Here is a 21227-nt window from a genome sequence, read left to right as displayed (position 1 = left end):
GGCTGGCAGGTTTGTGGCCCATGCCTTAAGATTGTCCTGGCCCGAAGGATCAAAGGCCTACCAGAGGACATTGCATGGCGATCAGGGATGCGTTTGACCTGACATTTTCGGGTGCAACGGAGGTGGGGTTCACGTCCTACAACCAGGCAGTGCGTGAACTACAGTGCTTCATCGGCGATCCCGTCGCCTCCATCGACCGCGCCATCGCGGAAGATCCCGGCTTCGTCATGGCGCATGTCTTCAAGGGCTATCTCTTTGGCCTCGCCACCGAGCGGGAGGCGACGGCCGTGGCCAAGGCTTGCCATGAGGCGGCGCTGCCGCTTGCCGCGACCACGCGCGAGCAGGCGCATGTCGCAGCCCTTGGTCACCTCGCCGACGGGCGCTGGCATCAAGCCAGCCGCATTCTTGAGGATATCACCATCGAGGCCCCGCGCGACGGGCTGGCGCTGCAGGTCGGACACCAGATCGATTTCTTCACAGGCAATGCGCGCATGCTGCGCGACCGCATCGCCCGCGCCCTGCCGTCCTGGCAAAGCGGCATGCCGGGCTACCACGCCATGCTTGGCATGCAGGCGTTCGGACTGGAGGAGATGGGTGACTATATCAGGGCCGAACAGCTTGGCCGCTCGGCAATCGACATCGAGCCGCGCGACGGCTGGGCGCAGCATGCCGTCGCCCATGTCATGGAAATGCAAAGCCGGCAAAGGGACGGCATCGCCTGGATGCGCGCCAACCCGGAAGCGTGGACAAGGGAGAGCTTCCTGCAGGTGCACAATTGGTGGCATCTGGCGCTATTCCACTACGATCTCGGCGAGACCAACGAGGTGCTGGCCCTCTATGACGGTCCGATCTACGGCGTGCATTCGACGATGGCGCTCAATATGGTCGATGCGTCGGCAATCCTGTGGCGGCTCTATCTTGGCGGCATCGATGTCGGCAACCGCTGGGCAGCAATCGCCGCCAACTGGCGCAAAGCCGGCGCCGGCAATTATGCCTTCAACGATGCCCACGCGATGATGGCGTTTGTCGGCGCCGGCCTCGACGCGCCGGCTCAGACCTTGCTCGAGACGCAGCGTGAGGCCATGCGTGGCAGCGACGACAACGCTGATTTCACAAGGGATGTCGGCCACCCCCTCACGCTGGCGATCAAGGCGTTCGGTGAGGGCAACTATACCGAGACCGTGCGCCATATCCGCCCGATCCGGGCAATCGCCCATCGCTTCGGCGGCAGCCACGCCCAGCGTGACGTCATCGACCTGACGCTGATCGAGGCGGCCCTGCGCGCCGGTGACGGCGCCCTTGCCAGGGCGCTTGCGGCGGAGCGTTCGATGGCGCGACCCGACAGTCCGCTGTCGGCGCTGCTTTCATCACGTGCGGCCAATTTGTCAGAGAATTGACCCGCGACGAAACTTGTCTTAAAAACTGACCAAACCAGATTTTTTCGAGACTCGAAAAAATTACTGGCAAGGGAGGAAATCATGTATCTCGGCCTCGATCTCGGGACATCGGGCGTCAAGGCGCTGCTGATCGATGCCGGGCAAACCGTCATCGGTTCCGGCCATGCGTCGATCGACGTGTCACGGCCGCATCCCGGTTGGTCCGAACAAGATCCCGACGACTGGATCCGTGCCTGCGAAGAGGCGATTGCCGACCTCAAGGCCAGGCATCCCGGGGAATTCGCCGCGGTCAAGGGTATCGGCCTGTCCGGCCACATGCACGGCGCCACACTGCTCGATGCCGCCGACAAGGTGCTGCGCCCCTGCATTCTGTGGAACGACACGCGCAGCCATGCCGAGGCCGCCGTTCTCGACGCCGACCCACACTTCCGTGCGCTGACCGGCAACATCGTCTTTCCCGGGTTCACCGCGCCCAAACTTGCCTGGGTGAAGAACAACGAGCCCGCTGTCTTCGCCAAGGTCGCAAAAGTGCTGCTGCCCAAGGATTTCCTGCGGCTCTGGCTTTCGGGCGAACACATTTCGGAAATGTCGGATTCGGCCGGCACGTCCTGGCTCGATGTCGGCAAGCGGCGCTGGAGCGCGGATTTGCTCGCAGCGACATCGCTCGATGAAAAGCAGATGCCGTCGCTGGTCGAGGGTACGCAGAAGGCAGGCGCGCTGCGTGCCGAACTGGCCTCAAAATGGGGCATGCAGGCCGGCATCCCGATCGCCGGCGGCGCTGGCGACAACGCCGCCTCAGCCTGCGGCATGGGCACGGTCGGCGCCGGCAACGCTTTCGTCTCGCTCGGCACGTCGGGCGTGCTGTTTGCCGCCAATGCTTCCTACCTGCCCAACCCGGCAAGTGCGGTCCACACCTTCTGCCACGCGCTTCCGAACACATGGCACCAGATGGGCGTCATCCTGTCGGCAACCGATTCGCTCAACTGGCTGTCCGAAATCACCGGGAAGAGCGCGGGCGAATTGACCGCCGAACTCGGCGATACATTGAAGGCGCCCAGCGGCGTGTCCTTCCTGCCTTATCTCTCGGGTGAGCGTACACCCTACAATGATTCCGCCATTCGCGGCGCATTCACCGGGCTGGCGCATGAATCGAGCCGTGCCGTGCTGACGCAGGCCGTGCTGGAGGGCGTCGCCTTTGCCTTCCGCGACAGCTTCGAAGCCCTGGCCACAGCCGGTACGACCTTGACGCGGGTGACGGCGATCGGCGGCGGTTCGCGCTCGCGCTACTGGCTGAAGGCGATTGCCACCGCGCTTCAACTGCCTGTCGACATTCCCGCCGATGGCGATTTCGGCGCCGCCTTCGGTGCCGCGCGGCTCGGCCTGATCGCAGCGACGGGTGCTGATCCGCTTGAAATCTGTACGGCACCGAGAACGGATGCGACGATCGAACCGGACGCGGCGCTCGGCGGGGTCTATGCAGATGCTTATCGGCGCTATGGGGCGCTCTATCCGGCGATCAAGGGCGTGACCGCGTGAGTAGGCGCGAGGCACCCTGCAGTCGCATGGGTGGGCGCGAGGCACCCCCCTCTGCCCTGCCGGGCATCTCCCCCGCAAGGGGGGAGATCAGCAGCGTCAGCGGATATGTCAGTCCTGCAAGGTGGGTGATTGGCGATGGCCCGGGTACCAGCCAATCTCCCCCCTTGCGGGGGAGATGGCCGGCAGGCCAGAGGGGGGTGCCTCGCGCCCCCCTTCACCAAGTAAGCTCACTGCGCCGGCACCTTGTCGAGGAAGCCGGTGACGCTCTTCAGGCGGCCGTTCTCGATGACGCCTATGTCGGTGCCTTCGATCACCGAAGGCGTCCCCTCAGGTCCGAGATTCCACGAGAAGCGGATCTTGTCGGCAAAACCGTCCGGCGTGCCCTTCAGCGAGAACCGGAAGCCGGCAAAGCGCTGCTGCACGCCGTCGATGAGTGCCGCGACACCCGCATGGCCATCGCCCTGTATGAGCGGATCGCGATAGCTGACGTCTTCGGTGAAGGTCGCCTTGAGCAAGTCGGCCCGGCGGTCGGCATCGCTTTCGTTCCAGGCGGTGATGTAGCCTTGGGCGATCTTGTTGAGGTCGGTCATGGTCTGTCTCCTTCATTGAGTGGCTTTGACATGACCCTTTTCGACCAGCGCCGGCCTGAAACCAATTACGCCTGAGGTAATGGCGGCAGAACTTTGTGAGAGGACAGAAATCATGAGCAGCGGATTTTTCGGCGACATCAAGAAGATCAAATACGAAGGGCCGGATTCGACCAATCCGCTGGCTTACCGGTTCTACAATCCCGATGAGGTTGTCGCCGGCAAGCGGCTGGAAGATCATCTGCGCTTCGCCGTCGCCTACTGGCATTCCTTTGCCTGGCCGGGCGGCGATCCGTTCGGCGGCCAGACCTTCGACCGGCCGTGGTTCCCCAAGGCCGGCGGCACAGACACGATGGAACTGGCCAAGCTCAAGGCGGATGTCGCCTTCGAAATGTTCTCGCTGCTCGGCGCACCCTATTTCTGCTTCCACGACGCCGATGTGCGGCCGGAGGGCAAGGACTTTTCCGAGAGCGCGGCGCGCCTCGACGAGATCGCCGACTACTTCGCCGGAAAGATGAAGCAGACGGGCGTCAGGCTTTTGTGGGGAACGGCGAACCTGTTCTCCAATCGTCGCTTCATGTCGGGTGCGGCCACCAATCCCGATCCGGATGTCTTTGCCTACGCGGCAGCGACGGTGAAAAGCTGTATCGACGTCACCAAGCGGCTGAAGGGTGAGAACTACGTGCTGTGGGGCGGGCGCGAGGGCTATGAGACGCTGCTCAACACCGATCTTGCGCGCGAGCAGGAGCAGGCCGGCCGCTTCCTCAGCATGGTCGTCGACTACAAGCACAAGATCGGTTTCAAGGGCACGATCCTGATCGAGCCGAAGCCGCAGGAGCCGACCAAGCACCAGTATGATTACGATGTCGCCACCGTCTACGGCTTCCTCAAGCGCTTCGGGCTGGAGAAGGAAGTCAAACTCAACATCGAGCAGGGCCACGCCATCCTGGCCGGCCATTCCTTCGAGCACGAGCTGGCGCTGGCCAATGCGCTCGGCGTCTTCGGCTCGATCGACATGAACCGCAACGACTACCAGTCCGGCTGGGACACCGACCAGTTCCCCAACAACGTGCCGGAAATGGCGCTGGCCTATTATCAGGTCCTGCAGGCCGGCGGCTTCAAGACCGGCGGCACCAATTTCGACGCCAAGCTGCGCCGCCAGTCGCTCGATCCGCAGGATCTGCTGATCGGCCATATCGGCGGCATGGATTCCTGCGCACGCGGCTTGAAGGCCGCGGCCCGCATGGTCGAGGACAAGGCGTTGTCCGCACCGCTGGCCGAACGTTATGCCGGCTGGAACACGGCCGAGGGCAAGGCGATGCTTGCCGGCAAGCGCACGCTGGAGGACATCGCCGAGCGCGTCGTCAAGAAGAAGATCGAGCCGCAGCCAAGATCCGGCCGTCAGGAGCTGCTGGAAAACATCGTCAACCGGTACGTGTGAAGCCCGATCTCTGGACCGGCATCCAGCACCACTGGCTGAAAGCCGCCGCCATCGCCTTCTGCTAATCAGCTCATTTCGCGCGGGCTCCTGAAGATCGCACAGATCTTTGGCGACCCGCGCGAGATCAAGGTGCCGCGCAGCCGAAAAGGTCCGCGCGGCAGCTGTCAGGAGACGGAAATGGCAGAGGATCGAATCATCGTGCGCCCGGCGCAGGCAAGCGATATCCCGGCGTTGAAGCGGGTGCTGCAGGAAACGTTCGAAGGCACCTGGCTGCCGAACATCACCGAGGCAGCGGCGCAGCGCTATATCGAGGCGGATGTTGGCGGGCGCTATGTCAACCAGAGCTGGCCTGAATTTGCCGTTGCCGTGATCGATGGCAATGTCGCCGGCCTGATCCATTGGCGCGCGGACTTCATCGAAGCCCTGCATGTCATCGCGTCCCGTCAAGGACAAGGTGTCGGCCGCAAGCTGCTTTCCCATGCCGAACAGGCGATCGGCGCGGCCGGATTGGCGCAGGCGCGGCTAGAAACCGACACGTTCAACCTGCCCGCACAAGCACTCTACAAGGCGGTCGGCTATGTCGAGAAAAACCGCTATCCAGACGACGAATGGGACAGCGGCTTCACCACGGTGCTGTTCGAAAAGCGGCTGTAGATTTCTCCTTGACCCGACCTGCCCGGACGCAGGAACAAACGTTACGTAAGGGTGCGAACGACGACACGGTTTTGCCCTTTGCCGCCCTTCAATGACCTCGCTCTTGCCTTCAAACAGCCGTCACGTATCTCGTATAAGACTGGCTCGTGGCGGGAGAGGAAGAAGGAGGCGAACCGATATGCAGAACGAACGTGAAATCGACGCCCTGCTCTCACCGGGCGAGGCCGGATCGATCATCGACCGGCTGATGGCGATGCCGCATCCGAAGGACGGCACGCAGCGCACAAACGAATGGGATCGCGCGGTTGCAGCGCGACTTGAGACGGTGCTGGCCAAAAGCATGCGCTCGCGCATTGTCCACGAAAGCCGCGATGTCGCTTGACGGTCCCTGTGGTTTGACGAACGGAGGCTGTTTCGTCATCCTTCATCGATGGTACGCGCGGTGCTTCTGGACCTTTTGGGTGTCGTCTACAATGGCGACACCCCGATAGCGGGCGCTGTCTCGGCAATCGAGCGCCTGCGCTATGCGGGCTTGCCGCTCCGCTTTGTCAGCAACACAACTCGCTCGCCACACAAGGCAATCATCGCGCAACTTGCCGCCTTCGGCGTCGAGGTTGGAGAAGAGGAATTGTTGACGCCGGCGCGTGCCGCCGTCGAATGGCTGCGCAGGCATGGCCGCGCACCGCATTTGCTCGTCCATCCCAATCTGGAGCCTGAGTTTTCCGGACTGGACGGCGCAAATGGGCGGGCCGTCATCGTCGGAGATGCCGGCGAAGCCTTCGATCATGCCAGGCTCAACCGGGCGTTCCGCGAGTTGGTGGCCGGCGCCGATTTTGTGGCGCTCGCCACCAATCGCACCTTCAAGGATGCAGACGGTCTGCTCAGCCTCGACACGGGCGCCTTCGTTGCCGCCCTCGAATTCGCCAGTGGCCGAAGCCCTGTCGTGCTCGGCAAGCCGTCACCGGATTTCTTTCTTTCGGCGCTTGCCAATATGAACTGCTCGGCAGCCGATGCGGTCATGGTCGGCGACGATGCCGAGAGCGATGTCGCCGGCGCACTGCGCGCCGGGCTTGGTGCGGCGCTGCTTGTGCGGACAGGCAAGTATCGCCCAGACGACGAAACACGTTTCAATCCGGCCCCCACGGCACTGGTAGATGACCTCGCCGCTGCGACCGACTGGATACTCACCAACCGCGCCGTAGTTTGACTGGCGCCTCGCCAAAAGCTCTCGAAAACGCTCTCGAAAACGCCGCGGCGGACGAAAATCCGGTCCGCCCGGCAATGTCGGCCATCGCCACTCGCGTGTCGACCACCAGCCGGCGCGCGGCACCGAGGCGCAGCCTGAGATAGTAGGCGCCCGGCGTCTCGCCGATCGACTTGCGAAAGATGCTCTCCAGTGTCCGCGCCGTCACCCCGGCACGCTTTGCCACCGCTTCTATGGTCAGCGGCTGGTCGACATGCGCTTCCATCAGCCGGATGGCTTGCGCAAGGCGCGGGTCGTAGCCGTCGAGCCGGCCGAGCGAGACCAGCGGCTGGGCATCGGTCGCGGCGCGCGCCTGATCGTAGATGAAGACGCTGGCGACATCGAGCGCGACGGCCATGCCGAGGCGCGTGCGAATGAGATGCAGCATCAGGTCGAAGGTCGGCGACGCGCCGCCCGAGGTGAACACCGGCCCGTCGATGACATAGCGATCCGGGCGGACATCGACGCCAGGGAAGGCCGAGGAAAAGTCCTCCATGTCCTCCCAGTGGGTGGTGGCGCTGCGCCCTTCCAGCAGGCCGGCGCGCGCCACCAGCCAGGTGCCGGCCTCGACACCGCCGCACGCGCGTGCTGTCCGTGCCGCCCGGCGCAGGCCCGACAACAGAGCCGAGGTTGCATAATTCTGGGTGCCGAAGCCGGCGACGACGACAAGAACGTCGGTTGGCTCAGCCGCATCGAAGCGGCCACTGACCGCCACCGGCAGGCCGCATGTGGTGACCGGAGCCTCGCCGGTCACCGAGACCAGCCGAAAATCGAACAGGGTCTCGCCGGCGATGCGGTTGGCGGCGCGCAGCGGATCGACGGCCGAGGCCACGCACATGATCGACGAGCCGGAAAACACCAGCAGCGTCACCTTGAGCGGCAGGCGCTCGGCACGAAAGATCGTCGGTTTTTCGCTTTTTGTCATGGACGCTTCGTAAAATGCAAAACAGTTTCCAGCAAGTCGGGCATTGTTGTGGTGTGTATCTAAGGGAGGAGAATTCCATGCCGCTAGCGATGAACCGCGAGGTTTTCATTACCTGTGCCGTGACCGGGTCCGGCGGCTCGCAGGATCGCAGCCCGCATGTGCCGCGCTCGCCCAAGCAGATCGCCGATTCGGCCATCGATGCGGCCAAGGCGGGTGCGGCCATCGTGCATTGCCATGTGCGCGATCCCGAAACCGGCAAGCCAAGGCGCGACGTGCATCTCTATCGCGAGGTGACCGAGCGCATTCGTGAGGCCAATGTCGATGTGGTGTTGAACCTGACCGCCGGCATGGGCGGCGACATGGTGTTCGGATCGCCGGAAGCGCCGCTGCCGCTCAACGAAAAAAGCACCGACATGGGCGGCGCCACCAACCGCATGGAACATGTGCGCCAGTGCCTGCCGGAAATCTGCACGCTCGACTGCGGCACCATGAACTTCGCCGAAGCCGACTATGTCATGACCAACACGCCGGGCATGCTGCGCGCCATGGGCGGCATGATGACGGCGCTCGGCGTCAAGCCGGAGATCGAGGCCTTCGACACCGGCCATCTGTGGTTCGCCAAGCAGCTGGTCGAGGAAAAGGTGCTGAACCCGGATGCGCTGGTGCAGCTCTGCATGGGCGTGCCGTGGGGTGCGCCTGACGACCTCAACACCTTCATGGCCATGGTCAACAATGTGCCGTCGACCTGGAACTGGTCGGCCTTCGCCATCGGCCGCAACCAGATGGCCTATGCCGCGGCAGCCGTGCTGGCCGGCGGCAATGTCCGCGTCGGGCTGGAAGACAATCTGTGGCTCGACAAGGGCGTGCTGGCCACCAATGCACAGCTTGTCGAGCGTGCCGCCAGCATCGTCACCAATCTGGGCGCCAGGATCATCGGCCCGGAGGAAGTGCGCAGGAAGCTTAACCTGACCAAGCGGGCGCCGATGGCGGCATAAATTATTCGCTGGGAGGGTCGATATGACTACCGTCAAATTCACCGCGATGAAGGATGGCGACCGGGACGACTACGAGTTCCTGACCGCGCATGAAGTCGACTATGCGGCCAGGACCGGCGAGCGGCTGCTCGATGCGCTGGTGCAACTCGACGAGGGCCTGTCCGGTTACAAGATCACCCGGCTCGGCCATTCGCTGCAGGCGGCGACACGCGCCTGGCGTGACGGCGCCGACACCGACTGGATCACCTGTGCGCTGCTGCACGATATCGGCGACATCTACGCGCCCTACAATCACGACGAATATGCCGCGTCGATCCTGAAGCCTTTCGTGCGCGAGCAATGCACCTGGGTGGTGGAGAAGCACGGCGATTTCCAGCGCCTCTACTATGCCCATCATCTGGGCGGCAACCGCCATGCCCGCGACCGCTTCGCCGGCCACGCCTATTTCGACGATTGCGATGAGTTTTGCGAGCGCTGGGACCAGTCGAGCTTCGACCCCGACTACGACACGCTGCCGATCGAATTCTTCCGGCCCTTCGTGCTCGAAGTCTTTGCCCGCAAGGCCTACGACGCCTCCGTGATCCGCGCCGGCGAGCGCGTTCCTCTCATCGATCCCGCAACAGCCACGACAAGAACCGGAGCCTCGGCATGAGCATCATCAACAAGGCAGCCGCCATCGGTGGCGGCGTCATCGGCGCCGGCTGGGTGGCGCGGCTGCTGCTCAACGGCATCGACGTGTCGATCTTCGACCCCGATCCCGAGGCATCGCGCAAGGTCGGCGAAGTGATGAAGGGCGCGCGCCGCGCCTACAAGCAGATGGTGCCCAGCGGCCTGCCTAGGGAAGGCAAGCTGACCTTCGCCAAGACCATCGCCGAGGCGGTTGCCGATGCCGATTTCATCCAGGAGAGCGTGCCGGAACGGCTCGACCTGAAGCACCGCGTGCTGGCCGAGATCGATGCCCATGCGCCGGCCAATGCGATTGTCGGCTCCTCGACCTCCGGCATCAAGCCGACCGACATGCAGGTGGCGATGAAGAAGCATCCGGAGCGGCTGGTTGTCGGCCATCCGTTCAACCCGGTCTATCTCCTGCCGCTGGTCGAGATCGTCGGCGGCGAACAGACCTTTCCCGAGGCGATCGAGGTCGCCAAGGAGATGTATGCCTCGATCGGCATGAAGCCTGTCGTGATCCGCAAGGAGATCGAAGCCTTCGTCGGCGACCGCCTGCTCGAAGCGGCATGGCGCGAGGCGCTGTGGCTGATCAAGGACGGCATCTGCACGGTCGAGGAACTCGACGACATCATGCGCTACGGCTTCGGCCTGCGCTGGGCGCAGATGGGCATGTTCCAGGTCTATCGCGTCGCCGGCGGCGAGGCCGGCATGCGCCACTTCATGGCGCAGTTCGGCCCGTGCCTGAAATGGCCATGGACCAAGCTGATGGACGTGCCGGAGTTCAACGACGAATTGGTCGACCTGATCGCCACGCAGTCGGACGACCAGGCGCATGGGCTGTCGATCCGCGAGCTGGAAAAGATCCGCGACGACAATCTGGTCGCGATCATGGACGCGCTGTCGAAGCAGAACAAAGGCAAGGGCTGGGGCGCCGGCGCCCTGCACAAGGACTATACCAAGCAGCTGGCCAAGCTGGCGGCGAAGAAGCCGACAGCCTCCAAGGCGGCCGAGAAGGCCAAGGCGGGCAAGCCAGTGAAGAAAGCTGAAAAGCCGAAGAAAAAGAAGAAAGGCTGAGACCATGGATTTCGGGCTGTCGGAGGAACAGAAGCTCATTGTCGAGACGACGCGCGCGTTCGTCGAGAACGAGCTTTACCCGCATGAGCGCGAGGTCGAGCGCACCGGCGTGCTGCGCCGCGACCTGATCGAGGAGATCAAGGCCAAGGCGATCGAGGCCGGGCTCTATGCCGCCAACATGCCGGCCGATGTCGGCGGTGCCGGCCTGGATACGGTGACCTGGCTGCTCTACGAGAAGGAACTCGGCCGCGCCAACTATGCGCTGCACTGGACCTGTGTGGCGCGGCCGTCCAACATCCTTTTGGCCGGTACGCCCGAGCAGCGCGAAAAGTATCTGTTCCCCTGCATCCGTGGCGAGAAGTGGGATTGCCTGGCGATGACCGAGCCGGGCGCCGGCTCCGATCTGCGCGGCATGAAGGCGACCGCCGTGCAGGACGGCGACGACTGGGTGCTGAACGGCACCAAGCATTTCATCAGCCACGCCGATCTCGCCGACTTCGCCATCGTTTTCATGGCGTCAGGCGAGGAAGAGTCCGCGCGCGGCAAGCGCAAGAAGATCACCGCCTTCTTCGTCGACAAGGGCACCAAGGGTTTTACGGTGCGCGATGGCTACCGCAACGTCTCGCATCGCGGCTACACCAACGCCATCCTCGAATTCGACGATTGCCGCTTGCCCGGAGCCCAAGTGCTCGGCGAAGTTCACAAAGGGTTCGACGTCGCCAATTCCTGGCTCGGCGCCACCCGGCTGCAGGTCGGCGCCACCTGCCTCGGCCGCGCCGAGCGGGCACTTGGCCATGCGGTGGAATACGCAGCGCAGCGCCAGCAGTTCGGCCAGCAGATCGGCAAGTTCCAGGGCGTGTCGTTCAAGCTCGCCGACATGGCGACCGAACTGAAGGCCTCCGACCTGATGGTGTTCGAAGCCGGCTGGAAGTACGATCAGGGCACAGTCACCGACCAGGACATGGCCATGGCCAAGCTGAAGGCCACCGAGATGCTCGCTTTCGTCGCCGATGAGGCGATCCAGATCCATGGCGGCATGGGGCTGATGGACGATTTGCCGCTGGAGCGCATCTGGCGCGACGCGCGCGTCGAGCGCATCTGGGAAGGCACGTCCGAGATCCAGCGCCACATCATTTCGCGGGCGCTGCTGCGTCCGTTCGGGGCATAACATATGCATAAACTTGAGCGTCTCCTGCGGCCGAAATCGATTGCCGTCTTCGGCGGTGCGCAGGCTGCAGCCGTTGTCGCGCAATCGATCAAGATGGGGTTTGCCGGCGAGATCTGGCCGGTGCATCCGACCAAGGATGAGGTCGCCGGCCGCAAAGCCTATCGTTCGGTCGCCGATCTGCCGGGCGCGCCGGATGCCGCCTTTGTCGGCGTCAACCGGCATTTGACCATCGAGGTGGTCAAGGCGCTGGCCGAACGCGGCGCCGGCGGCGCCGTCTGCTTTGCCGCCGGCTTCCTCGAAACCGAGGCCTATGACGACGACGGCGAGCGGTTACAGGCCGAGTTGGTCGCAGCTGCCGGCTCGATGCCGATCATCGGGCCGAATTGCTATGGCCTGATCAATTATGCCGACGGCGCGCTGCTGTGGCCCGACCAGCATGGCGGCATCCGATTGGCCGAGGGCGGCAAGGGCGTCGCCATCATCACCCAGTCATCCAACATCGCCATCAACATGACGATGCAGAAGCGCGGCCTGCCGATCGCCTTTCTGATGACCGCCGGCAACCAGGCGCAGACCGGCCTGTCCGAAATGGCGCTCGGCCTGATCGAGGACGAGCGGGTCACGTCGCTCGGCCTGCACATCGAGGCCTTCGATTCGGTAGCCGGCTTCGAACGGCTGGCGGCACGGGCACGCGAGCTGAAGAAGCCGATCATCGCCATGAAGGTCGGCCGTTCCGAACAGGCCAGACAGGCGACCGTCTCGCACACCGCCTCACTCGCCGGCTCGGACGCCGCCTCGGGCGCCTTCCTGAGGCGGCTCGGCATAGCGCGTGTCGATTCCATCCCCGCCTTCATCGAGGCGCTGAAGCTGCTGCACATCACAGGTCCTCTGCCCGGCTATAGGCTCTCGTCGATGAGCTGCTCGGGCGGTGAGGCCTCTGTCATGGCCGACAGCGCCGAAGGCCGTTGGGTCAATTTCCCTGACCTGACCGACACCCATCGGGCTCATGTCAAATCGACGCTTGGGCCGCTGGTCGCGGTCGCCAATCCGCTCGACTACCACACCTTCATCTGGAACAACGAGCCGGCGATGACCGCCACCTTCACCGCCATGGTGTCGGGCGGCTTCGACCTCAACATGCTGGTGCTCGACTTTCCGCGCCCCGACCGCTGTTCGGTCACCGATTGGTGGGCGACGCTGCGCGCCTTCGAATCGGCGCTGAAGACCAACAAGGCGCATGGCGCGATCGTCTCCTCACTGCCGGAGAACCTGCCTGAGGAGTATACCGCCGAGCTGATGGCGCGCGGCATGGTGCCGTTGTTCGGCATTTCCGAAGCCATGGATGCCGCGGGGGCAGCGGCCTTCATCGGCTGGGCTTGGGCTGAACCGCAGGCGCAGCCGATCGACACGTCCGCCGCCGGCGCGCCTGGTGGTGACCACATCACCCCTGATGAGGCCGAGGCGAAATCCCGCCTCATTGAGGCCGGCCTGCCGGTGCCCAAAGGCGAACGCGCCGCCAATGCGGTCGAAGCGGTGATCTCGTCGATGGCGCTCGGCTTCCCGGTGGCGCTGAAGGCGCTCGGCGTCACCCACAAATCCGAGGTCGGTGCTGTCAGGCTCAACCTCAAAGACGCGGAGTCCGTCAGCACGGCGGCGCATGACCTCTTGCCGCTCGGCACCGGCCTCTATGTCGAGCGCATGGTGCGCGACGGTGTCGCCGAGCTGATCGTCGGCTTCACCCGCGACCCGATGTTCGGCGCGGTGATGACCTTGGGCACTGGCGGCGTGCTGGTCGAGCTGTTGCGCGACAGCGTCACGCTGATGCTGCCGGCAACCCGCGACGACATCGAGGCGGCCTTGCGCGGCCTGAAACTGTACCCGCTGCTCGAGGGCTATCGCGGCCGGCCGAAAGCCGATGTCGCCGCTGCCATCGATGCCATCTCGGGCATCGCCGGCTTCGTGCAGAAGAATGCCGGCGAGATCGAGGAACTCGACATCAACCCGCTGATCGTCTGCAGCGAAGGCAAGGGCGCCTGGATCGCCGACGCACTGCTGGTGCTGGGAGACAAGAAGAATGTCTGACGTCATTTCGACCCGCCGCGAAGGCACCATCCTGGAGGTGACGCTCGACCGGCCAAAGGCCAACGCTATCGACCTGAAGACGTCGCGGCTGATGGGTGAAACCTTCAGGGCATTCCGCGACGACCCGGAGTTGCGCGTTGCCATCGTCAAGACCGCGGGCGACAAGTTCTTCTGCGCCGGCTGGGATTTGAAGGCCGCTGCAGGCGGCGATGCGGTCGACGGCGACTATGGCGTCGGCGGCTTTGCCGGCCTGCAGGAACTGCGCGACCTCAACAAGCCGGTCATTGCCTGCGTCAACGGCATGGCGGTCGGCGGCGGCTTCGAACTGGCGCTGTCCTGCGACCTTATCTACGCCTCCGACCATTCCTCGTTCGCGCTGCCCGAAATCCGCGCCGGCACGCTGGCCGATGCGGCGACGATCAAGCTGCCGAAGCGCATCCCCTACCATGTCGCCATGGATCTGCTGCTCACCGGCCGCTGGATGGATGTCGCCGAGGCGCATCGCTGGGGGCTGGTCAACGAAGTGCTGCCCAAGGAGAAGCTCGAGGAGCGCGTCTGGGAAATCGCCCGGCTGCTCGCCGGTGGTCCGCCACTGGTCTTCGCCGCGATCAAGGAAACGGCGCGCGTGGCCGAGGCGCTGACTTTCCAGGACGCGATGAACAAGGTGACGCGCCGGCAGTTGCCGACCGTCGATGCCCTCTACGGCTCCGAGGACGGCATGGAGGGTTTTCGCGCTTTTGCCGAAAAGCGTGAGCCGGTTTGGAAGGGGAAGTAGTGGGAACGATGGCGTTCCGTCACACCCCCCTCTGCCCTGCCGGGCATCTCCCCCGCAAGGGGGGAGATCGGATGTCGTTTCTGCTTTCGCCAATTGTCAACGCTGCAAGAAGGGTGCCACAGGTAAGACTGCCAATCTCCCCCCTTGCGGGGGAGATGGCCGGCAGGCCAGAGGGGGGTGCCCAGGCTCAGCCTTGGCAGCCCTTCAAGCACCCATGACCGACTACAAAACCCTCATCGACGCCGAAACCTGGGCCTTCATCGAGCGGACCAATTCCTATTATCCGCCCGACACGATCGACGACACGATCGCGCAGCAGCGCGAGATCTACGACCGCATGTGCCGCGAATTCTTTGCCGGCTACCCCGAGGGCGTCACGGTCGAAACCTCAGCCATTGCAACGCCCACGCACGACATCCCGATCCGCACCTACCGAAGCGCGCCGCAAGCAGCCGTGACGGTGCTCTATTTCCACGGCGGCGGCTTCATCCTCGGCGGTCTGGACAGCCATGATGACGTCTGCGCCGAGCTGTGCGCCCGCACCGGCTATGAGGTGATCTCGGTCGATTATCGGCTGGCGCCGGAACATTTGCATCCAGCCGCCTTCGACGATGTGATGAGCGCCTTCGAATGGACTGCCAGCACCCGCGCGCATCCCATCCTCCTTTGTGGCGACAGCGCCGGCGGCAATCTGGCCGCTGCCGTCAGCCACGCGACACGCGGCCATCCGCGAAGGCCCGTTGGCCAGGTATTGATCTATCCCGGCCTCGGCGGCGATCGGTCGAAGGGATCCTACGTGACTCATGCCGAAGCGCCGATGCTGACCACGCGCGATCTCGAATTCTACAAGCATATCCGAACCGGCGGCGTGGATGGGACCGGAGATATCACGCTGTCGCCGCTCGCCGACGCCGACTTCGCCAATCTGCCGCCAACCGTGCTGATCACCGCCGAATGCGACCCGCTGTCGTCCGACGGTGAAGCCTACCGTGACCGTATCATCGCGGCAGGCGGACGGGCATATTGGTTCGAGGAACCGGGGCTGGTGCATGGTTATCTCAGAGCCCGGCACACGGTCGGCCGCGCCCGCGCGAGCTTCACCCGGATCGTCGATGCGGTGACCGCCCTTGGGAAGGGCGCCTGGTACTGGTGAGCGAGCTTCCCGTCTCGTGAAGTAGTAGCTAAGTTCGGAATCAGGGCACGATAGCGCTTTCACGCCACCGAGGCGGCCGCCGCCCGGCCGGCGCCGCGGCCTGAAAAGATGCAGCCGCCGAGGAAGGTGCCCTCAAGCGCCGCATAGCCATGCACGCCGCCGCCGCCGAAACCGGCGGCCTCGCCAACGGCGTAGAGCCCCGCGACCGGCTGGCCATCGGCGCCCAGCACGCGGCTGTCGAGATCGGTCTGCAGGCCACCCAGCGTCTTGCGGGTCAGGATGTTGAGACGCACCGCGATCAGCGGGCCATTTGCCGGGTCGAGCATCTTGTGCGGCTTGGCCGTGCGGATCAGCCGGTCGCCGAGATAGGCCCGCGCGCCGCGCAAAGCGGTGATCTGCATGTCCTTGGAGAACGGGTTGTCGAGCTGCCGGTCGCGCGCACGGATCTCGCGCTCTACCTCAGCCAGTTCGAGCAGCGGCTCGCCGCCGGCCAGCGCGTTCATGCGCGCGACAAGCGTCGGCAGGTCGGCCTCGACGATGAAATCCTCGCCCTTCTCCATGAACGCCTTGACCGGGCCGGGAATGCCCGACGTGGCGCGGCCGAGCACCTGACGCCAGCTCTTACCGGTCAAATCGGGGTTCTGCTCGGAGCCCGACAGCGCGAACTCCTTCTGGATGATCTTTTTGGTCAGGATGAACCAGGAATAGTCGAAGCCGGTGCTCATGATGTGGCTGAGCGTGCCCAGCGTGTCGAAGCCGGGATAGAGCGGCACCGGCAGGCGCTTGCCGCGCGCATCGAGCCACAGCGATGACGGACCGGGCAGGATGCGGATGGCATGATCGGTCCAGATCGGCGCCCAGTTCCTGATGCCCTCGACATAGTGCCACATGCGGTCGCGATTGATGATCGAGCCGCCGGCCCGTTCCGTGATCGCCAGCATGCGGCCGTCGACATGGTCGGGCACACCGGTGATCATGCGCTTTGGTGCCGTGCCAAGCCGCTTGGGCCAGTTTTCCCTGACAAGCTGATGATTGCCGCCGATGCCGCCGGAGGCGACGATCACCGCTTGCGCATGAAGTTCGAAATCGCCGGCAACATCGCGCGAACTCTTGTGGCCGCGCTCGACAGTGCTCGGCTGCAGGATGTCGCCGCGCACACCGTCGACGGCCGCACCCGTGCGGGTCAATTCGTTGACGCGGTGACGGAATCTGAAGCTGATCAGGCCACGCTTTTGCGCCTCGCGTACGCGCTGGACGAACGGTTCGAGCACGCCGGGGCCGGTGCCCCAGGTGATGTGAAAGCGCGGCACCGAATTGCCATGGCCGATGGCATTGCCGCCGCCGCGCTCGGCCCAGCCGACGACGGGAAAGAATTTCAGGCCGCGCTGCAGGAGCCAGGAGCGTTTCTCGCCGGCGGCGAAGCCGACATAGGATTCCGCCCATTTGCGCGGCCAGAAATCCTCCGGCCGATCGAAAGCGGCCGTGCCCATCCAGTCCTCGAGCGCCAGATCGTGCGAATCGCGGATGCGCATGCGCCGCTGCTCGGGTGAATCGACGAGGAAAAGCCCGCCGAACGACCAGAACGCCTGGCCGCCGAGCGACGGCTCCGGCTCCTGGTCGACGATGATGATTTTCTTGCCGGCCTCGGCAAGCTCGGCGGCGGCAACCAGCCCGGCAAGGCCGGCGCCAACAATGATCACGTCCGCATCGTCAGACATTTTCCCCTCCCAGAATTAGCCGACTAACGCAATTCCAGGAAAAGTGTGAAGCGGTTTTCCGTCCGGAATTGCGTCAAATAAGAGTCAGACCGTCTCCCAGTCGTCCGTGCCGCCGGCGCGGAAGATGGCGTCGATGACTTTCTGATTGAGGACGGATTCCTCCAGCGTGAAGACACGCTCCTTGCCGCCCTGTGCCGCACGGGCGAAGGTCTCGACCTCCAGCCGGTACTGCTGTGTGCCGGGAAAGCGGAACACTTGCGCCTCGGTGTGGTTCTGGTTGTGCAGTTCGACGCGGTGGTGGTCGTAGAGCCCGGCGTTGAAGGGCGAGAACACCTCGATGAAACCCTTCTCGCCGTGGAACACCATGACCTGGCGCGCCGCCATCTGCGTCGACAGATAGAAGGACAGCTCGAAGTCGCCGAAATCGGCGCGGATCGAGGAATAGATGTCGGTGCCGAATTTCTTGTCGCGCTCGATCGTCGCCTGCACGCGCAGCGGCTCCTTGCCGGTGGAAAAGCGCGTCGACACGGTCGGGTAGACGCCAATGTCGGGCAGAGCGCCGCCGCCAAGGTCGAGTTGGTTGCGCATGTTGCTGGGGTCGACATTGTAATAGGAGAAAGCGCCCTGCACATGGCGCAGCCGGCCGATGGCGCCGCTGGCGATGAGGTCGCGCACCTTGATCCATTGCGGGTGGTAGATGACCATGAAAGCTTCGCAGACCAGCACCTTCTTGGCATCGCGCAGCTTGATCAGCGGAAGGATGTCCTTGGCATCGAGTGCCAACGGCTTTTCGACCAGCACATGCTTGCCGGCTTCGATGGCCTTGGCCGTCCATTCGACATGCTGCGAAGTCGGCAGCGGGATGTAGACGCCATCGACCTCGTTGGAGGCGAGCAGATCCTCATAGGAGCCGAAGGCATAGCGCGCGCCGAAGCGCTCGGCCAGCGCCTTGGCCTTCGACAGGTCGCGGCTGGCGATCGCCGACAGCACGCCGTTCTCCGCCTCGACCATCGCCGGCAACAAATGCTCGCGGCCGATCTTAGCCGTCGACAACACACCCCATCGGAACATCAGGCTTCTCCATCGCGATTACAGGCAACGAGGTTTGCCCGAAATCAGGAGAAAAGCCAATGACAAGGTCAGCCCCGCTTGCCGGTCAGCGTCATGTCGAAGTCGACGATGTTCGAATAGATTGGCGTGCCGACATCCATGCCGTAGCGCGATCTCAGCACCTTGCCGGTGACATGGAATTTTATGGTGCCAGCCTTGAGGTCACCAAGCTCGGCTGTGAACTTTTCCGGAAAGCTCTTGCCGCGCGCCGTCAGCCGGCCGGTGACGAGGGCCGTGGTGTCGCCGGTGCGGGTCACGCTGGTCGAGCGGAACTGGATTTCGGGGCTGTTGGCGGCATCGAACACCGCGTCGGAGCGCAGGAAGGCATCGATGCGACCCTGGCCGGTGCCGACGCTTTCGGGAAAGATGGTGAAATTGACCTGCGAGCGCCCGACATCGCTGTTGTCGATGCGGATCGAGCCTTTGAAGCGGGCGAAGGCGCCATTGAGGCCGCCGCCGCCGACCTTGCCTATGGAAAAGCGGATGCTGGAGCTGGCCGGGCTGATCGAATAGCTGCCGGCGGCGTCACCAAGCGCGACGGCCGCTGAAACAGGCATGGCAAGGCAAACGGCGACCGCCGCAAATCCGAGGATGCGCGTGTGCATGGAGGTGTTCCTTTTTGGAGGCAGCGCATTTCCTGCGCCCTCTTCCCATGAACGAATGGACCGCCCGCTCTATTCCGGATCTGACGAAGGCGTGATCATGCGCGTGAGCACACCATCCCTGAGCTGGAAATGATGACGCAGTGCCGCAGCGACATGGAGAGCGACCAGCGCCATGCCGGCATAGGCGAGATACCAATGCGTTGCCGCCCAGAAGCTTTCGGCAGCATCCGATTCGGCCAGCGGCAGGTTCGGCATGATGAACAGATTGAACGGCAGGCTGGGGATCTCCAGCATCGATACCGATACCAGCGCCCAGCCGGACAAGGGCAAGGCAAGCTGAAACCCGTAGAGCGCGAAATGCGCCAGCGGTGCGGCCCGACGCTCCAGGGCTCCGACCGAGCGCGGCAGCGCCGGCGTTGCATTGCCGAGGCGCCAGGCAATGCGCAGGATGATCAGGCCGAGCAGCAGAAAGCCGAAGGATTTGTGCAGCTGAATCAGTTCGAAGGCGGTGCGCTGGCTGGTCAGCCGCACCATGACGAAGCCGAGAGCGAACTGGCTGATGAAGATCAGAGCAATCAGCCAGTGGAGAATGATGGTTGCCCAGCCGTAGCGAGTTGGAGTGTTGGTGATCGATATCTGCATGGGAGGGGAACGAAAGCGATGGCAGCTTTCTTCCAGCGCGCGCTTCACCCTCCCCCTTGTGGGGAGGGTCGCGCAGCAAATGCCGCAAGGCGGCTTTTGCGAAGCGGGGTGGGGGTCTCGTAGGGCGCACCCCCACCGCGTCTCTCAGCCTCCGCTTCGCTCCGACTGCGAGCCGACCTACCGGGGCGAGCCACGGGTCTCGCCCGTCCTTCGGACTCCCACAAAGGCCCCCGGAGGGAGAGGAAAGGCGCGAGTTCGCCGACCCTGGCTCCCTTCCTCTCCCTCCGGAGGGGGGAGAGGTGGCGCTGCGAAGCAGCGACGGAGTGGGGGAAGCCATTCGTCAAATGCGCCGCCGCAGGGCAGCCACAACCCGGCGAGCAAGAAAACTTAGGCAAGCGGTAATCAAGTGGAAGCCTTGCTTCGATGCAAGATCGACCCCCACTCCGTCGAGCTTCGCTCGCCACCTCTCCCCCGATCGACGCTAGAGCGGGATGAGATTAGTTTCGGTCATAGCCGGAGTTTTCGAAGTAGTGTGAGCACTCTGCCGGTGTGACGCGATTGAGGGTTTGGCCGATCGCGTCGCAGACGGCTTCGACGGTTCGGCTTGCGGCCTTTCTCAGCCAGTGCTTGAGCTTTGAAAAGAGCTGCTCGATCGGATTGAGGTCGGGCGAGTATTTCGGCAGGAAGAAGAGCCTTGCGCCGGCGGCGCGTATGGCGCGGCGCACCGCCTTGCCTTTGTGCGAGCCGAGATTGTCCATGATGACTATATCCCCCGGCTGGAGGGTCGGCGCGAGAACCTTCTCGACATAGAGGAGGAACCTCTCGCCGTTGATCGGCCCATCGATCAGCCAAGGCGCATCGACGCGATCGTGGCGCAGCGCGGCCAGGAAGGTCATGGTCTTCCAGTGGCCGTGCGGCACTTTGGCCTTGATGCGCTGGCCCACCGGCGCCCAGCCCCTGAGCGGCGACATGTTGGTCTTGGTCCAGGTCTCGTCAATGAAGACCAGTCGCGTGGGATCGATCCGGCCCCGATACTTCGTCCACTGCAGCCGCCGTCGCGCGACATCGGGACGATCCTGTTCGGCGGCGATCAGCGTCTTTTTTTGTGAGTGAGCTTCTCGGCATGCACGAACTCCCATACCGAACGGTAGTCGACCTTCAGACCACGCTCACCAAGCTCGGCCACAAGGCCGCGCAAGGTGAAGTCCCCGTCGTGACAGCGCTCGATCAGCCAGTCGCGCCACGCTCCCGAGAGTTTCTTCGGTTTGTAGCCGCCCACCTGGCGAGGCGCGGCACTGCCAGTCTCTTCAACACGCTTAAGCCACGCAATGGCCGCGCTATAGCTGACGCCAAATCGAGCCGCCGCGGCGCGCCGCGAGAGCCCTTCCGTCTTAACCGCGGCGACAACCCGCTCGCGAAGGTCCATCGAATATCCTGCCATCCATACTGGCCT

At 64.0% G+C, this 21227-nt stretch carries 20 protein-coding genes; 13 read left to right on the top strand and 7 right to left on the bottom strand.

Annotated elements, in window-relative coordinates; genetic code table 11:
- The first annotated feature begins 74 nt into the window (after positions 1-74).
- The gene (locus tag ACFOJ9_RS35680) at positions 75-1397 is read left to right on the top strand and encodes a tetratricopeptide repeat protein (protein ID WP_378986380.1); all 1323 of its coding nucleotides are present in this window, start codon (positions 75-77) and stop codon (positions 1395-1397) included.
- Between the two features lie 81 nt (positions 1398-1478).
- Positions 1479-2933, top strand: coding sequence for a xylulokinase (gene xylB, locus ACFOJ9_RS35675; RefSeq protein ID WP_378986378.1), 1455 nt, complete (start codon positions 1479-1481; stop codon positions 2931-2933).
- Positions 2934-3160: 227 nt separating this feature from the next.
- On the opposite strand, the gene ACFOJ9_RS35670 is transcribed toward xylB, so the two are convergent.
- Positions 3161-3523: a nuclear transport factor 2 family protein gene (locus tag ACFOJ9_RS35670; RefSeq protein WP_378986376.1), complete on the bottom strand. Its 363-nt coding sequence runs from the start codon at positions 3521-3523 to the stop codon at positions 3161-3163.
- Between the two features lie 112 nt (positions 3524-3635).
- Here ACFOJ9_RS35670 and xylA point away from each other — a divergent pair, with 112 nt between their 5' ends.
- The 4 genes from xylA to ACFOJ9_RS35650 all read left to right on the top strand — a co-directional run bounded on the left by xylA (position 3636) and on the right by ACFOJ9_RS35650 (position 6822).
- Positions 3636-4961 carry a xylose isomerase gene (xylA, locus tag ACFOJ9_RS35665; RefSeq protein WP_378986374.1) on the top strand — a complete coding sequence of 442 codons (1326 nt, stop codon included), beginning with the start codon at positions 3636-3638 and terminating at the stop codon, positions 4959-4961.
- A gap of 177 nt (positions 4962-5138) precedes the next feature.
- On the top strand, positions 5139-5615 hold the full coding sequence (locus tag ACFOJ9_RS35660; RefSeq protein ID WP_378986372.1) for a GNAT family N-acetyltransferase: 477 nt from the start codon (positions 5139-5141) through the stop codon (positions 5613-5615).
- Positions 5616-5793: 178 nt separating this feature from the next.
- Positions 5794-5997, top strand: a complete 204-nt coding sequence (locus ACFOJ9_RS35655) for a hypothetical protein (RefSeq protein ID WP_095083103.1) — start codon at positions 5794-5796, stop codon at positions 5995-5997.
- A 60-nt stretch (positions 5998-6057) separates the two neighbouring features.
- Entirely contained in the window at positions 6058-6822 is a 765-nt protein-coding gene (locus tag ACFOJ9_RS35650) for a TIGR01458 family HAD-type hydrolase (protein ID WP_378986370.1), read from the top strand.
- On the opposite strand, the gene ACFOJ9_RS35645 is transcribed toward ACFOJ9_RS35650, so the two are convergent.
- Entirely contained in the window at positions 6800-7783 is a 984-nt protein-coding gene (locus ACFOJ9_RS35645; protein WP_378986368.1) for a GlxA family transcriptional regulator, read from the bottom strand. The genes ACFOJ9_RS35650 and ACFOJ9_RS35645 overlap by 23 nt on opposite strands.
- A gap of 77 nt (positions 7784-7860) precedes the next feature.
- Between ACFOJ9_RS35645 and ACFOJ9_RS35640 the strand changes: the two genes are divergently transcribed.
- The 7 genes from ACFOJ9_RS35640 (at position 7861) to ACFOJ9_RS35610 (ending at position 15699) form a co-directional block, all read left to right on the top strand.
- Positions 7861-8778, top strand: a complete 918-nt coding sequence (locus ACFOJ9_RS35640) for a BKACE family enzyme (protein ID WP_378986366.1) — start codon at positions 7861-7863, stop codon at positions 8776-8778.
- Between the two features lie 22 nt (positions 8779-8800).
- Entirely contained in the window at positions 8801-9430 is a 630-nt protein-coding gene (locus tag ACFOJ9_RS35635) for an HD domain-containing protein (protein WP_378986364.1), read from the top strand.
- On the top strand, positions 9427-10521 hold the full coding sequence (locus ACFOJ9_RS35630) for a carnitine 3-dehydrogenase (protein WP_378986362.1): 1095 nt from the start codon (positions 9427-9429) through the stop codon (positions 10519-10521). Before ACFOJ9_RS35635 ends, ACFOJ9_RS35630 begins: the two co-directional genes overlap by 4 nt.
- Before the next feature lie 4 nt (positions 10522-10525).
- Positions 10526-11689: an acyl-CoA dehydrogenase family protein gene (locus ACFOJ9_RS35625; protein ID WP_378986360.1), complete on the top strand. Its 1164-nt coding sequence runs from the start codon at positions 10526-10528 to the stop codon at positions 11687-11689.
- Positions 11690-11692: 3 nt separating this feature from the next.
- Positions 11693-13771: an acetate--CoA ligase family protein gene (locus ACFOJ9_RS35620; protein WP_378986358.1), complete on the top strand. Its 2079-nt coding sequence runs from the start codon at positions 11693-11695 to the stop codon at positions 13769-13771.
- Entirely contained in the window at positions 13764-14546 is a 783-nt protein-coding gene (locus ACFOJ9_RS35615) for a carnitinyl-CoA dehydratase (protein ID WP_378986356.1), read from the top strand. Before ACFOJ9_RS35620 ends, ACFOJ9_RS35615 begins: the two co-directional genes overlap by 8 nt.
- Before the next feature lie 214 nt (positions 14547-14760).
- Positions 14761-15699: an alpha/beta hydrolase gene (locus ACFOJ9_RS35610; RefSeq protein ID WP_378986354.1), complete on the top strand. Its 939-nt coding sequence runs from the start codon at positions 14761-14763 to the stop codon at positions 15697-15699.
- Between the two features lie 59 nt (positions 15700-15758).
- Here ACFOJ9_RS35610 and ACFOJ9_RS35605 read toward each other — a convergent pair whose 3' ends face one another.
- From ACFOJ9_RS35605 to ACFOJ9_RS35585, 5 genes are all read right to left on the bottom strand, one after another.
- A complete protein-coding gene (locus tag ACFOJ9_RS35605; protein ID WP_378986352.1) occupies positions 15759-17417 on the bottom strand; it encodes an FAD-binding dehydrogenase in 1659 nt (552 codons plus the stop codon).
- 84 nt (positions 17418-17501) lie between these two features.
- Positions 17502-18488: a Gfo/Idh/MocA family protein gene (locus tag ACFOJ9_RS35600; protein ID WP_378986350.1), complete on the bottom strand. Its 987-nt coding sequence runs from the start codon at positions 18486-18488 to the stop codon at positions 17502-17504.
- 68 nt (positions 18489-18556) lie between these two features.
- Positions 18557-19132, bottom strand: coding sequence for a YceI family protein (locus tag ACFOJ9_RS35595; RefSeq protein WP_378986348.1), 576 nt, complete (start codon positions 19130-19132; stop codon positions 18557-18559).
- 69 nt (positions 19133-19201) lie between these two features.
- Positions 19202-19774 (bottom strand): cytochrome b, encoded by a 573-nt coding sequence (locus ACFOJ9_RS35590; protein WP_378986346.1) that lies wholly within the window; start codon positions 19772-19774, stop codon positions 19202-19204.
- Positions 19775-20271: 497 nt separating this feature from the next.
- A protein-coding gene (locus ACFOJ9_RS35585) for an IS630 family transposase (protein WP_378977816.1) occupies positions 20272-21215 on the bottom strand; the annotation gives its coding sequence in 2 pieces (ribosomal slippage) (positions 20272-20880 and positions 20883-21215; 942 coding nt in all).
- Positions 21216-21227 lie beyond the last annotated feature (12 nt).

The sequence above is a fragment of the Mesorhizobium cantuariense genome (genome assembly GCF_042647205.1).
Taxonomy (GTDB): Bacteria; Pseudomonadota; Alphaproteobacteria; order Rhizobiales; family Rhizobiaceae; genus Mesorhizobium; species Mesorhizobium cantuariense.
This window is presented reverse-complemented; position numbering and strand designations above follow the sequence as displayed.